This window comes from Sphingobium bisphenolivorans (assembly GCF_000412635.1).
Lineage (GTDB): Bacteria > Pseudomonadota > Alphaproteobacteria > Sphingomonadales > Sphingomonadaceae > Sphingobium > Sphingobium bisphenolivorans.
Genome location: NZ_ASTG01000024.1, coordinates 23,686 through 38,696, shown reverse-complemented (window position 1 = coordinate 38,696; position 15,011 = coordinate 23,686). Strand labels below are relative to the sequence as shown.

7 protein-coding genes and 1 pseudogene are annotated in these 15,011 nt (G+C 66.0%); 7 read left to right on the top strand and 1 reads right to left on the bottom strand.

Annotated features, from left to right (window positions below):
* The first annotated feature begins 8 nt into the window (after nucleotides 1-8).
* Together L858_RS0115900 and L858_RS22560 are read left to right on the top strand one after the other, a co-directional pair.
* Nucleotides 9-2,288: a TonB-dependent receptor gene (locus tag L858_RS0115900; RefSeq protein WP_022684140.1), complete on the top strand. Its 2,280-nt coding sequence runs from the start codon at nucleotides 9-11 to the stop codon at nucleotides 2,286-2,288.
* A 213-nt stretch (nucleotides 2,289-2,501) separates the two neighbouring features.
* Nucleotides 2,502-2,686, top strand: a pseudogene (locus tag L858_RS22560) (IS6 family transposase); the annotation flags it as partial.
* A gap of 131 nt (nucleotides 2,687-2,817) precedes the next feature.
* On the opposite strand, the gene L858_RS0115895 reads toward L858_RS22560, so the two are convergent.
* On the bottom strand, nucleotides 2,818-3,261 hold the full coding sequence (locus tag L858_RS0115895; protein ID WP_022684139.1) for a hypothetical protein: 444 nt from the start codon (nucleotides 3,259-3,261) through the stop codon (nucleotides 2,818-2,820).
* A gap of 108 nt (nucleotides 3,262-3,369) precedes the next feature.
* On the opposite strand from L858_RS0115895, the gene L858_RS0115890 reads away from it, so the two are divergent.
* The 5 genes from L858_RS0115890 to L858_RS0115870 all read left to right on the top strand — a co-directional run bounded on the left by L858_RS0115890 (nucleotide 3,370) and on the right by L858_RS0115870 (nucleotide 14,981).
* Nucleotides 3,370-4,041, top strand: coding sequence for a spermidine synthase (locus L858_RS0115890; RefSeq protein ID WP_022684138.1), 672 nt, complete (start codon nucleotides 3,370-3,372; stop codon nucleotides 4,039-4,041).
* A gap of 185 nt (nucleotides 4,042-4,226) precedes the next feature.
* Nucleotides 4,227-5,477, top strand: coding sequence for a TolC family protein (locus tag L858_RS0115885; protein ID WP_022684137.1), 1,251 nt, complete (start codon nucleotides 4,227-4,229; stop codon nucleotides 5,475-5,477).
* Entirely contained in the window at nucleotides 5,474-7,555 is a 2,082-nt protein-coding gene (locus L858_RS20380; RefSeq protein WP_022684136.1) for a type I secretion system permease/ATPase, read from the top strand. The genes L858_RS0115885 and L858_RS20380 overlap by 4 nt, the downstream gene beginning before the upstream one ends.
* Nucleotides 7,552-8,739: an HlyD family type I secretion periplasmic adaptor subunit gene (locus L858_RS20375; protein WP_022684135.1), complete on the top strand. Its 1,188-nt coding sequence runs from the start codon at nucleotides 7,552-7,554 to the stop codon at nucleotides 8,737-8,739. The genes L858_RS20380 and L858_RS20375 overlap by 4 nt, the downstream gene beginning before the upstream one ends.
* Nucleotides 8,740-8,780: 41 nt before the next feature.
* On the top strand, nucleotides 8,781-14,981 hold the full coding sequence (locus tag L858_RS0115870; RefSeq protein ID WP_022684134.1) for an Ig-like domain-containing protein: 6,201 nt from the start codon (nucleotides 8,781-8,783) through the stop codon (nucleotides 14,979-14,981).
* Nucleotides 14,982-15,011: the final 30 nt, after the last annotated feature.

Below are 15,011 nucleotides of genomic sequence, written 5' to 3'. Positions count from 1 at the left end.
GAGGAAATATGCTGTTCAGGTTCATGTGCGCGTCTTCAGTCATGGCGTTGGGCGTTCAGGCCGGCATGGCCACCGCGCAGGAAGCGCAATCGGGCGTCGGCATCGCCGACATCGTGGTGACCGCTCAGCGCAAATCGGAAGCGGCGCAGAATGTGCCCATCGCGATAACCGCCCTGTCGGGCGAGCGGCTGGAACAGCTAGGCGTGCGCAGCCTGAGCGACGTGTCGCGCGTGACGCCGGGCATGAACACGGACCCCGCCGCCGCCAGCCCGGTCTTCGGCGCGCTGGTCAGCATGCGCGGGATGCAGACGGGGAACACCGTGTTGAGGCTGGATCCCGCGGTGGGCGTCTATCTCGACGATGTGTTCCTGCCATCGACACTGGGCTTTGCGCTCGGCAACATCCTGGACGTCGACCGGGTCGAGGTGCTCAAGGGACCGCAGGGGACGCTGTACGGGCGTAATACTACCGGCGGCGCCATCAGCATTACGTCTGCCGCGCCGACCGACGAGTTCGAAGGGCAGGTCGGCGCGAGCATCGGCAATTTCGGACATCGCAGCATCAACGCGGTGGTGAACCTGCCGCTGGGCGAGGGACTGAACAGCCGCTTCGTCGGCGGATTCACGAATGAAGACGGATTCCAGCGGGATCTGATCAGCGGGGACAAGCTAGGGAACGCCAAATCCTATGTTTTTCGGGGCGCGGTTCGCGGCGAGGCCGGCGCGGTGACGGCCACCGTGCGCGGCGATTACAGCCGCGGCACCAGCAATGGTTCGGCCTATCAGCTGATCGGCGTTTTCCCCAACACCAGCTTCGCGCGTCAGTTTGCGGCGCAGCGCCGCGTCCCTCTTGCCAATGTTCCAGCCTTGGCGGCGCTGGAACCCGGCGCCGGCGTCCCGCCCAACACGCGCGACCGGGCCTATTCGACGCGTCAGGACGACCGGGTGAAGACGGCCGGCATTTCGCTGGACGTGTCCCTCGACCTGGGCGGCGCGACGCTGCGGTCGATCACGGCGCACCGCTGGATCAGGAAAGCCGATATCCAGGACCTGGATGGCACCTCGGTCGACGGGCTGCTCGCCTCCAATGACCAGTCGTTGAAGCAGTTCACTCAGGAGTTCCAGTTGCTCGGCAATGCCGTCGATGATCGGCTCGATTATATTGTCGGCGCCTATTATTACACGACGTCGGGGTTCGACAATAATGACAGCATCTCCCTGCCCGCGCTGAATCCGCGCAACCCCAATCGCATCCGCAATGATCTGTCGGCGGAAAGCCTGTCGGGTTTCGGCCAGGCGACCTTCCAGTTCACCGATCAGCTGGCGGTGACCGGCGGCCTGCGATACACCAAGGAAAAGAAGGGGCAGGTGTCGCGCAATACTGATGGAGCGGGCTGTCAAATCCCGGTCGCCGACCGTATCAACGGCACCTGCCTGGCCCGCTTCAGCGTGGAGGCCAGCAACCTGTCCTATTTGATGCGCGCCAGCTACAAGCCCACGCCCGATATTCTGACCTATGTGACCTATTCGACCGGCTTCAAGGGCGGCGGCATCAACAACGGCACCGTCCGCCCCGGCTCGTTCAGCAGCTATCGCCCCGAAAAGGTGCGCAGCCTGGAAGCGGGCGTGAAGTCGGACTGGTTCGATCGCAAGCTTCGCATCAACCTGGCCGCCTATTATTCGAAATATACCGATCTCCAGCGGAGCGTTACCACGGTGGACCCGGCCTCGGGCGCGGTTTTCTCGACGATCCGCAACGCTGCGGGGTCGACGATCAAGGGCGCCGAGGTGGAAATCACCTTGGCTCCCTCCAGCCGCCTCACGATCAACGCGACTGGCAGCCTGGTCGACGCGAAATATACTAGGTATTTCGCCGAGGTAGGGAGGAACCCCACGACAGGCGCCGTCATCCTGAGCGACCTGTCGGACAAGACCTTCCAGAACACCCCAAAATGGCGGGGGAGCCTTTCGGCCTCCTATCTTGTCATCGACGGGCCGACCCAGCTCATGGCGAGCGGGGACTATTCCTATAAGTCCGCCAACGACCTGGATGAGGATGCGATGTCGTCGCCCAGGAATTGGCACGTCCAGGAAGGCTATGGGCTGGCCAACGGCCGGCTGACGCTGACGCACAGCGCAACCAGCACGGAAGTCGCATTGTGGATGCGCAACATCTTCAACAAGCGCTATCGCACTGTCGTGATTGACCTGGCTGACTCGCTGGGCCTCAACGTATCCCTTACGGGCGTACCGCGCACATTCGGCGCGTCGGTGACGCAACGGTTCTGATGGGGGCCGGGAGGCCCCCCCGCGCGTTCCAATCTGATGAACAGGCATGTCGTCCCTCCCGGGACGCGGGTCTCGCACCTGGCCCGCTCGGACGGCAGCAGCGGGATTGCCGGGTTTCCGCTCAGTCTGCGGATGTGGAGGATCTGCTGTACGAACGGGGGATCGATATCAGGCACTTTACGGTGCGCTACTGGTGGATCCAGTTCGGTCCGCCTTCCTTTCCGACGACGGGAACGCGCGATCCTTCGGTTCCGGCAGGCGAAGGCGCTACAGAAATTTGCCTCCGTGCAGGCCATGTTCACAAGCGCTTTTCTCTGGAGTGCTACCTTGTCGACCGGAAAACCTACAGGGACAGACGCTCGGCCGCCTTGGCCGAGTGGCAATCCCTCCTGAGCTGAGAAGATGACGTCAAAGGCCGCACTGGATCATGGGCAGAGCGGTTCGCCCTTGTCTGGCAGCTCCGCCAGCCTTCTTTCCGGATGAGTTCAGCAGCCGCGCTGCTTTGCGCTATCAGGCGTGGTCGTTGGCATCAGCAGCCGCAGAAGGTCCGGAGCGCGCGTGCATCGTGCAAGGCATTGTGGGGCACGCGGCTGTTGTTGGCCGTGCTGAAACCCGGCGTTGCCACGAAGTCGAAGCGCAGGCTGCCCACCGGGGCGATCTGGCCGGGGCCGGGGAGCAACAGCATGCAAAAATGCGCGATATCCTCCGGCCAGTCGGCGACGATCACCGGGTCCCTGTCACCCTGAAGATAATGGGCGATCTGCCACGCGGCCTCCGCCCGGTTCATCTCATTGTCGACACCGGGTGGCACATGGCGCAGATAGGGAATGACATTCTGAGCGACCCAGGGATGGATATCCTCGGGCAGGGGAAGCGAGGTGTAGAACTCCTGATCGCCATGTTCGGGAACGAGCGCGAGACTGATGAGCTCGCCGCCAAAGCCATTATATTCCGTGTCGAGAAAGTAACGCATGGCGGCGCGATGCGCTGCTCTGCCCGTCGGGTCAAGCCGGGGCTACATCTTCCCCGCCGAAGCGTGTATGGCGCGCCATCCTCCTTCCCATCCGAAAGCTTGCCGACCATGCAGCCACGCGAACTCCTTGGAACGGCACAGGTGCCAGGCGGCGAGGAATTGCGGCTTTTCCGTCGCGGCGCGGACTTCATGATCGTGCTCGATCGCAATGAACTGATGAACAGCCGCATGAGCGGTTCGGAAGAAGCGCTTGCCATCATGGCGTGCGAAAGGCTGCGGGGGCGCAAGGGCCTTCACCTGCTGATCGGCGGCTATGGGATGGGCTTTACCTTGCGCGCGGCGCTGGCGCGGCTGGGTCCAGCCGATCGGGTGACCGTAGCTGAACTGGTGCCGGAGATCATCGCATGGGCGCGCGGGCCGATGGCGACCCTGGCTGCGGGATGTCTCGATGATCCGCGCGTCGATATTGCCGAGCGCGATGTCGCGCTGGTGATCGCCGATGCGCAGGCCAGATACGACGCGGTCCTGCTCGACGTAGACAATGGTCCGGACGGCCTCACCCGGGCCTCCAACGATCGGCTTTATTCGAGCGAGGGGCTCCGCATCGCGAGGCGGGCACTGAAGCCCGGCGGCATTCTCGCCATCTGGTCGGCGGCGCCCGATGATGCTTTCGCCCGCCGGCTACGGTCGGCCGGCTTTGCCGTGGATGAGGTCGCGGTCAGGGCGCGCAGCAACGGCAAGGGCGCGCGCCACGTCATCTGGTTCGCGACGCCCCGATAGACCCCTCCCGACTGCAGTCCAAATCGCCCGCATACCTTGTTTGGGCGATGTGAGGCTTCGCCGCCTTTTGTATCCCTCCACGAATCAGGGGTATTTTCGGGGCGGGAGCCATCTTTTTTTCACTCTCTTGTTCGCAGGTCAGGCGAGCGGCACCCATGCGCGCGTTACGCCGCGGGACTGGGGCGATGCTAACGACCGGCGCGCTCATGATGACCTCGGCGGCGGGGGCCGAGACATTCGAGCAGGTGCTGGAGAAGATGGCCGGCGCCCATCCGCGGATCGTCGCGGCGCAGCAGACGACCCGCGCCGGCCGTGCGGATGTGCGCGCTGCGAAGTCCAGTTATCGGCCGCAATTCGGGGTGGAAACCGACATTGGCTGGGACGACGGCAACTCCACGCGTCCATCCGGCTTCGCCTTGCTGCCCGAAGCGAAGATCAGCCAGCTCGTCTTTGATGGCGGCCGCACGCCGGCTGAAATAAGGCGCCGCAAGCTGCGCGTCGATTTGCTGGGCGTGCAGGAGCAGGCGGCACTGGCAGAACTTTCGCAGCAACTTGGCCTCGCTTGGATCGATCATGCGCGCGCGGCCGAACTGATCGCCATTTCGCAGCAGCAAGTCGCGGCGCTCCGCACGCTGGATCAGCTGGTCGTGGACATTGCCAGCTATGATCGCGGGCGCACCTCCGACGTGGTGATGGTCGAATCCCGGCTGGAACAGGCCGAAACCGCGCTGCAGACGCGGCAGATCGCCTTGATCGAGGCGCAGGGCCGCATCCGCGAAGTAGCCGCCTTCCCCGTGGAACCGCAGGGCAGCCCCCCGGATCTGGGCGGCGCGCTGCCCGATAGTCCCGAAAGCGCCGAGCGGCTCGCGCTGGCGAGCCCAGCCTCCCGGATCGCCGAGATAGAGGTAGCCGAAGGCAAGGAAAGCGTTCGCGGCACGCGCAATTGGTGGGTGCCACAGCTGGCGTTGGAAGGGGCGCGGACATCGGAGCGGACTGTCGACGGCGACACCCGCCTGCTCAACGGCTTCGCCTTTCGCGTGCGGGCGAGCGCGCTACCCTTTGATAGCGGGGGCGGCAGGGCGCGCCATGAGTCTGCAAAGGCCAGCTTGCAATCCGCTCAGGCGAGTGCCGATCTGACGCGCACGTCCCTCAGTGCACAGGTTCGCCGGCTCTGGACTTTTCAGGCGCAGCGAAGCGCCCGCCTGCCGTCGCTGGAAGGATTGATCAGCCGCGCCGATGATGCGCGCAACATCGTGTTCGAGCAGTTTCGACTAGGCCGCCGCACGATCCTGGACTTGCTGGGCTATGAACTGGAGCGCTTCAACGTGCGGGCGCAGCTGGTCAACGAACGCTTCGACATCGCCCAGACACGCTATCAGCTGATGGGCCTGCTGGGACGCATCTATCCCGCCATTGTCGATGGAAACCGCCAATGAGCGAGCTTGTGCCGATAGCGCCGTCGCTGCCGGAAGCGCTGGCGCAATGTCTCGCGCTGCGGGGGCAGGCCGTCAGCCGGGCGGTGCTGCAGGCTCATCTGGGGATGGCGAGCGACCGCGCGCAAATCCTGCAGGCGCTGTCCGACCTCGGCATCAGCGCCAGCGAGATACCGGCGCGAGTGGTCAGCGCCGATCTGCTGCCGATCGTGGCGCTGATGCACGACCGGTCCGCCGTGGCGGTGACGGGGCTCGCCGAGGACAGGCTGGTGAGCGCGTCGGGCGCCGTCGTCGATAGGGAGCAGGTGGCGCTCTGCCTCGGCCTCGGGCCCGCACGATCGACGGACAGCCGCGCCGACGAACTGGTCGCCGACAGCGGATCAGGCTGGTTCTGGCCGGTGCTCTGGCGCCATCGGCGCTATTTTCAGGAAGCGGCGGCGCTGTCTGCCGTCATCAACATCCTCTCGCTCGCCGGCATCATCTTCATGATGACGGTCTATGATCGCATCCTGCCCAACCTCGCCTTCGTGACGCTCTGGTCGCTGCTGGGGGGGGTAGGCGTGGCACTGGTCTTCGAGTTCATCTCCCGCACGATCCGCAGCCATGCGCTGGACGCGGCCGGCAAGAAGATCGACCTGATCCTGGGCGATGCGGTGTTCGCACGGGTGCTGGCGACGCGGCTGGAAGCGCGGGCGCAATCCTCCGGCGCCTTCGCCAATGTGCTGAAGGAATTTGAATCCGTTCGCGGCTTCGTCGCATCGGCAACGCTTGTGACGATCGCCGACCTGCCCTTCGCGCTGATGTTCCTGGGCGTCTGTGCGATGATTGGCGGCGCACTGGTGGCGGTGCCGCTGGTCGCCTTTGTCACCGTGCTGGCGCTCTCCCTGCTGGTTCAGATCCCGATGGCCCGGCTGGCGCGCGAGAATCTGCGCGAGGCGGCCGTGCGACACGGCACCGTCATCGAAAGCCTGGAGGGGCTGGAGACGCTCAAAGCCCTGCGTGCCGAGGAACGGATGCGCCGCCGGCATGAGATGTCGAGCGGCTTCATCGCCGACCGCGCGCTGGTCAGCCAGCGCTGGTCGAACCTGGCGCTCAACCTCACCACGGCCGTGCAGCAGGGCGCGGCGGCGATCATGCTCGCCTGGGGCGTCTATCTCGCGAGCACGGGGCAGGCGACGGCTGGCGCGCTGGTCGCCTGCGTGCAGCTCAACTCGCGCGCGCTGGCGCCGCTCGTAACGCTGTCGGGCCTCGCCGTTCGATTCCAGCAGGTGCGCTCGGCGCTATCGAGCCTCAACCGGATCATGGCGCTGCCGCTTGACCGCGACGCTGGCCGCCATCTGCTTTCGAGCGACGGCTGGCGTGGCGACGTGGAGCTTCGCGGGGCGAGCTTCCGCTATGAGGAAGGCACGCGAGCCGCGTTGGACAACATCTCGCTGAAAATCCGGCCGGGCGAGCGGATCGCCGTGCTTGGCCGCATCGGGAGCGGCAAATCGACGCTACTGCGCTTGCTGGCCGCGCTGTACCGGCCCCAGGAAGGGCAGGTGCTGCTCGACGGCGTCGATATGACCGCTATCGAGCCGGCCGACATCCGTGCGACGCTGCTGCTGGTCGGGCAGGACGCGCGGCTGTTCCACGGCAGCTTGCGCGACAATCTGCTGGTGGCCGCGCCCCGGACCAGCGATCCGCAGATGCTGAAGGTGGCGGAGGCGACCGGCGTCACCGCGCTCGCCGCAACCCACCCGCTCGGTTTCGATCGAGGCGTGGGGGAGCGAGGGGATACGCTGTCGGGCGGGCAGCGCCAGGCCGTGGCGGTCGCCCGGGCGCTGCTGGCCGATGCGCGCATCTATCTGTTCGATGAGCCGACGTCCGCCATGGACCAGCAGAGCGAGGCCGAATTGCTGCGGACGATCGCCGGGCTGGCGGAGCGCGGCGCGGGCTATGTCATCGTTACCCACAAGCATAGCGTGCTGGCGGTGGTCGACCGCGTCATCGTCATGGATGCGGGGTGCGTGGTCGCCGACGGTCCGCGCGAGGCGGTGCTGAAGGCGCTTTCCGACGGCAAGGTGAGGACCGCCGCATGAGCCTGACGGACACGCTCCGCGCGCCGCTTGCCGCCGCCAATCGGCAGGATCGTCATCCGGCGTGGCTTGCCTTTGCCCTGCTTCTGCTGGCTCTCGTCGCCGCGCTGCTCATCTGGTCGCGCTTCGCCGTGCTGGAGGAAGTCACAATGGGCTCGGCGCAGATCGTGCCGTCCGGCAAGGTGCAGGTGATCCAGAGCCTGGAGGGCGGGATAGTGTCCGCGCTCAAGGTGCATGAGGGCGATCTGGTCGAAGCCGGGCAGCCGCTGATCGTCATCGATCCGACGCGCGCGGAATCCTCCTTCAACGAGATGGAGCGCCGCCGCCGGTCGCTGCTCGCCTCCGCTGCCCGGCTGCGTGCCGAGGCCGCCGGCCTGCCGCTGCAGTTTCCGCAGGAGATTGCAGGCGATGCCGATCTTATCCGGTATGAAAGCGAGACCTATCGGGTCCGCCGTGCCGCCGTCGATCAATCGACTGCCGGCCTGTCGGGTTCGATCGCACTGATGCGCCGGGAGCTGGCGATCACCGCACCGATGAGCGCGCGCGGACTGGTGCCCGAAGTCGATGTGCTACGCCTGCGCCGCCAGATCAACGAAGCGCAGATGCAGATCAGCGAGCGCACCAACCGCTATCGCGCCGATGCCGGAACCGAGCTGTCCAAGGTGGAAAGCGAACTGTCTCAGGTATCCGAAGTCGTGACCGGCCGCCGCGACGCGCTGGATCGCACGGTGCTGCGCGCACCGATGCGCGGCACGGTGAAGAATGTGCAGGTGACGACGATCGGCGGCGTTGTCCAACCCGGCGCGCCGGTGCTGGAGATCGTGCCCTTCCGCGACGTGCTGCTGGTCGAGGCCAAGATCCGTCCGTCCGACGTTGCCTTCATCCGGCCGGGGCAGGGGGCGACGGTCAAGCTCGCCGCTTATAATTATCTCATCTACGGCGCGCTCAAGGGCAAGGTCGAGACGATCAGCCCCGACACGCTGCGCGAGGACCGCAAGGCCAATGAGGAGGCCTTTTACCGCGTGCTGATCAGCACCGGCCAGTCGGCGCTCGTCCATGACGGCAAGACACTGCCGATCATCCCCGGCATGACCGGGACGGTCGAGATCCTGACCGGGCGGCGGACGGTGTGGGACTATTTCCTGCGGCCGGTGCTCAAGGTCGAGGAGGCCTTTCGTGAGCGCTGAGCCATCCATTTCTAAAATTTGCAGAACAGGGGAGTTCGGACATGAAGATCGTTGCCAGGATTTCGACCAAATCGGGAAAGCTGATCCGCACGGTCGCGCTCGCCAAGGGCGCCAACATCGTGGCTGCCGACAAGGATGCCCTTGTCACCGTCATCGATGAAGCCACCGGCAAGACGGTCGATGACGCGCATTATGTGCGGCACGGTTCGGAGGTGACGGTCCAGTTGCCCGACGCCTATTTTGCGCCGTCAAGCACGGTTCTGGGCGACATGAGCGGCGCTCCCGCGGCACAGGAGGCAGCGGCGGGTTCCGCTGCAGGATCGGCGGCGCCCGCGGCTGTCGAGGGCAGCGGCGGGCATGGTCTTGCCTACGGGATCCTCGGCGGTCTGGCAGTGGCGGGCGGCGTCGCTGCGGCAGCCGGTGGAGGTGGCGGCGGCGGCAAGAAGGACAGCACTGCGCCGGCCGCGCCCTCAGCCTTGGCGCTTGCCGCCGCGGACGATAGCGGCGTTTCCAGCAGCGACCGGATTACCAGCCAGGGCAGCGCGCTGACCATCACCGGCAATGCCGAGGCAGGCTCCACGGTAACGCTGCGCGACGGCACCACCAGCCTGGGCTCGGTGCTCGTCGGCAGCAACGGCAGCTTCAGCATCGACATCACCCTGGCGCAAGGCGTGCATAATCTCACCGCCACTGCGACCGACAAGGCGGGCAATGTCAGCACGATGTCGTCCGCGTTGGCGATCACGGTAGATACCACCGCACCGACCGTCGCGATCAGCGCCGCGCCCGCCACCCTCCTGCTGGGCCAGACCGCGACCCTCACCTTCAGCTTCAGCGAAGCGCCGGCCGGTTTCACCGCCAGCGATGTCAGCATCAGCGGCGGCATGCTGAGTGGCCTCGCCGTCTCGCCCACCAACCCCAACGTCTATACCGCCACGCTGACGCCCACTGCCACCCAGCCTGGACCGATCGCCATTTCGCTGGCCGGGGGTGCCTTCACCGACATTGCGGGGAACGCCTCGACCGCCGCTACGCTCGGCGTCAATTTCGATCCGGGCAGCAGCGGGCAGGCCATCGACGGCTATATCGCCAACGCGCTGGTGTTCCGCGATGCGGACAATGACGGGGTGTGGGATCATGAGGCCTTCACCGACAGCAACAATAACGGCCTGCGTGACGCGGGCGAGACTTTCGTCGATGCCAATGGCGACGGGCAGTTCACCGCCGAATATCACACGAGCACCGATGCCTTAGGCAATTTCGCCAATCTGTTCGGGACCGGCCGGATCGTGCTGGCCCCGCTGGTCGCTGGCAACGGCACCAATCTCACGACCGACATTTCGACCGGCATCGCCTTCGAAGGGCAGCTGAGCGCTCCTGAAGGTTCGACCGTCGTCACGCCGCTCACCACCTTGGTGGAAGCGCTCGCCGGATCGGGCGCCAGCGCGGCACAGATTTCCGATGCCGAAGCAAAGGTGAAGGCGGCGCTGGGACTTGACGCCGCGCTCGACCTCAAGAGCTTCGATCCGATCGCCGTGGTGGCGCAATCCACCGACGCGGCCGCGCTGGCGAACGCCGTGGCGGTGCAGAAGGCCGCGATCCAGGTCGCCAACATCCTGACCGTGATGGCGAGCGCGAGCGAGGCTGCGGGCGCTGCGGGCGGGGCGCAGACCGGGCTCACCGCCGCCGTCGCCGCCATTGTCGAGCAGATCGACGCCGGCGGCGCCGTTGACCTGTCGAGCAGCGCGACGCTCAGCCAGATCGTGCAAGCGGTGGCAGACGCCAGCGGTTCGACGGCCGGCAGCGCCATCACGGCCCAGGCGGCGGCGATCAGCAGTTCGCTTGCCAGCGTCAACGATTCGGTCGAGCAGGCCAGCGGCACCAGCGCGCTCGACACGCTCGCCGCTGTCGCCAGCTCGCAGATCGTCGCGCAACAGACGCTCGCCAATGATGTGAGCGGGGCCATTGGCAGTGGTACCGCGCTCGACAGCAGCGGCTATCAGGGCGCGGCACTCGGCGAGAAGATCGATGCCGCCGCCGCGCAGGTGGAGGTGATCGTTCCCACCGAAACTGCCGCCAACGCGCCTGGCGCGCCCGACCGCCCCGTGGTCGATGACGGCGCCCGTATATCCGCGGCGGAAGCTAGCGACGGATCGGTGGTGACGGTAACCTACGCCGCCTCCACGGGTGTAGCGGCCGGCGACACGCTGCGCCTCTCGATCGGCGGCACGCTAGTCAAGTCGATCGTCCTGACCGCCTCCGACATCCCGGCCGCCGGCGCGACCGGCTCGATCGCCATCGCCATCTCGGCCGCAGAGTTGGGCGCAGATGGCGCCAAGTCTATCACGGCTTCCTTCGTCTCCGCCGCCGGCCTCGTGGGCCAGCCCTCGCTGCCCGCCATCGTCACGCTCGATACGACCCCGCCGACCGCGCCGACCGCATTGGCGCTGACCGACGGCGCGCTGCTGACCGCGCGGGAAGCAGCCGACGGCACGACCATAACCGGTACGGTGGAGGCCGGCAGCAGTGTCACGCTGACGTTCGTCGGCGCGCAGACACTGGTCAAGCAGGCGGTCATTGCCGGCACGACCTTCTCGGTTGCGCTCAGCGCTGCCGAGATCGCCCAGCTTGGCGAGGGCGCGATACGCTACTCGGCAGTGGCGACGGACGCCGCCGGCAACAGCAGCGCGCCGTCTGCGACCGGCCAATATTTCTACACCACAGCCCCGATTGTCGATACCGCCGGCCGCATAGACGGGGCCACCGCGCCGATCGACAGCGACGACGAGGATAATGCGCTGCGGCTGACGGCGCTGCCGAGTGGCGGCTTTGCCGTCAGCTGGGTAGTGGACGGCGGCGAGGAAGCCGACAGCCTCGCCATTCAGCGTTTCGCCGCCGACGGCAGCAAGCTGGGTAGCAACATCCTGCTCCGGGGTATTTCCGAGCGACTGCTCGAAAATGAAAATGACGATCTCTCCTTCGACTTCCAGGCGCTCGACAATGGCGGTTATGCGCTGGTCTATGGCCTGGCTCCGGAGGAAACGGGCTTCGGTGTCGTCCTGTCGCCCAATTTCCCCTCCGTCCTGCTTGCCGGGCAGCCGACCCAAATCTACATCGACAATGCGCCCGCCAACGCGAGCTTCGTCCTGGTCGGCCTGGGCACCGACGGCACGCAGAAGACCGTCAACATCACCCCGGTCAACAAAGTCATCGAGATCGACCAGACGCTGCTGTTGCAGTTCCAATATGACAATCGACTCTCGCTGAGGGTCAACGGGCTGACCTCCGGGCAGAATGTCGTCGGCTCTGTCGCAACGCTGGAGGAGCAGGAATATGACCCGCGGGGCCCGCTTTCGCAGGTGGAGGTCAGCACGCAGCTGACGGGCACCGGCGCCGCCATCGGCACTCCGCTTGGTTATGCCGAAAGCTTGCGCATCATCAGTTCGTCCAATGCGCCGGGGTCCGTGGGCATCCAGATCACGCCCAGTTTCGGCAACTATAATATCGATCTGACCAATATCGCGAACGCCACCAAGCTTTCGAACGGCGCGATCCAGATCAATAATGTGACGGCCGACGCGAACGGCAACTATGCCGTGCCGCAGGCGCTGCTCGACCAGTTGGCGGGTGCTGACTACCGCCTGTTCTTCAGCGTGGGCGGCCTTGTCGCCGGCTCGACCCTCACCGCCGCCGTGACCGTGCGCGAGCCGGTGACGGTGCCGCAGGGCGTGTTCGTCCAGACCTTCGACGCCAATGGTGTCGCGGTCGGCGAAACGGCCGAGCGCATCGACATCGCCGGTGCGCCCTTCTCTACCGATGACGAGGATAATGCGGTGCGCGTTACCCCGGTGTCGGGCGGCGGCTTCGTCGTCAGCTGGCTGGTCGATGCCAATGTGGATGACGAGGCGGACGGCCTGGCAGTGCAGCGCTTCGCTGCGGACGGCAGCAAGCAGGGCGGCGTCGTGCAGTTGCAGGGCATCGCGCCGCAGCTGGCCGACAATGACGGCGACACGCTCGCCTTCGACTTCCAGGCGCTTGACAATGGCAATTATGCGCTCGCCTTCGCACTGGAGCCGGAGGAGGTGGGCCGGCATATCCTCTTCAATACGGCCCTGACCACGACCACCATCGTCGGCCAGCCCATCGACCTCTATGTCGGCGGAGCGCCGGCCAATGCCAGCTTCGCGCTGACCGGCATGGGCAGTAACGGCCAGCCCAAGACGGTGGCGCTCGTCGCCAATGGCGGCGCGATTCAGATCACCCAGGATATTCTTGATCAGTTCGCTGTCGACAACCGCCTGACATTGTCGGTGAGCGGCCTCACCACGGGGCAGACGGCGACTGTGGACGTCTATTCGCGCGAGGATGTGCAATATGACCCGACCGGAGCGCTGCAGAATGTGACGAGCAGCCTCCAGGTCGGGGCGGCGGGCTTCGGCGTCATCGCGACCGCCAACCATGCAGAAGCGTTCCGCATCGATGTCGTTACCGGCACCCCCGCCAACGTCAGCATCCAGATCACGCCGGGCGACGATGGCGCGCTCAACCTGAACGGCATCGCCAACGCGACGCGGCTCGCGACAGGTGCGATCAGCATCTCCAATGTGACGGCCGATGCCAACGGCTTCTATCATGTGCCGCAGGCGCTGCTCGACCAGCTGGAGGGGCAGGACTATTCGGCGATGCTGGTCGTCGGCGGCCTCACCGCCGGCTCGGTGATCGCAGGTACGATCGCCGCCCGCATCCCCGTGGCTGCGGCGGAAGGCGTCTATGTCCAGATGTTTGATGCGAATGGCAATGCGGTCAGCACCGCTATCGAGCGGCTCGACCTCACGGCCCCGGTTTCCACCGACGACGAGGACAATGCGCTCCGCCTGAGCCCGGTGGCAGGTGGCGGCTTCGTCGTCAGCTGGATCGTCGATGTCGACGGCGACGAAAGCGTCGACGGCCTCGCTCTCCAGCGTTTCGCCGCCGACGGCAGCAAGCAGGGCGGCGTGGTCCAGCTGCAGGGCATCGCTTCGCAGCTCACCGACAATGACGGCGACACGCTCGCCTTCGACTTCCAGGCGCTGGACAATGGCAATTATGCCCTCAGCTACGCGCTTGCGCCCGAGGAGGTGGGACAGCAGATCGTCTTCAACCCGTTCCTGACCTCGGTCACGATCGTGGGTCAGCCGAGTGAAATCTATGTCGGAGGCGCACCCGCCGGCACCAGCTTCGCGCTGATCGGCAGGGGCGACGACGGGGCACAGAAGATCGTCAACTTGATACCGCAAGGCGGACTGATCGAGGTGACGCAGGCGATCCTCGACCAGTTCGCTGTCGACAATCGCTTGGCTCTGTCGGTCAGTGGGCTTGCGGCCAATCAGACGGCGAATGTGAGCGTCTATTCGCTGGAGGATATCCGCTACGATCGCACCGCTGCTTCGCACAGCGCGTCCAGCAGCCTGCAGGTCGGGCCGGGCGGCTTTGGCGTCGTGGCTGCGGCTGGGCATGCCGAGGCGTTCCACATCGATGCGGTTGCCGGCACCCCCACGAGCGTCGGCATCCAGCTCACCACGACGAGCGATGCGCAGATCAGCCTCAACGGCATCGCCAATGCGACGGTGCTGCCTACGGGCGCGATCAGCATCGCCAATGTGGCGGCGGACGCGGAGGGGCTCTATCATGTGCCGCAAGCACTGCTCGACCAGCTGGTCGGCCATGACTATTCGGCGATCCTGGTCGTTGGTGGCCTGACACCCGGCTCCACCATCGGCGGCACGGTCAGCGTGCGCGAGCCGGTGATCGTGCCGGAGGGCGTGTTCGTCCAGACGTTCGACGCCAATGGCGTGGCGATCAGCAGCGATGTGCAACTGACGGGAACGGCGGGCGCCGACCTGCTGCTTGGCGACAGCGGCAACGATCTGCTGAGCGGGCTGGACGGCGACGATGTGCTGGATGGCGGCGCGGGGCGCGATGTGCTGACCGGCGGCGCGGGCGCTGACCTCTTCATTCTGGAGGCGCCGCACGGCCAAACCCTGTCGGTCGCGGACCTGATCACCGATTTCCAGCAGGGTGTCGATCATCTGCGGCTGCCCGGCAGCCTGACTTTCGCCTCGTTGCAAATCGTACAGGGTGATCCGGCTACCAATGGCGCGTCGGTCAGCGACAGTCTGCTGATCGATGGCGGCAGCGGTGACATACTGGCGCGGCTCGCCAACACGGACGCCGCGGCCATCACCCAAGCCTCCTTCGTCTGACAAGGAGCGGGGCGCGGCTTCGGCGGCTGT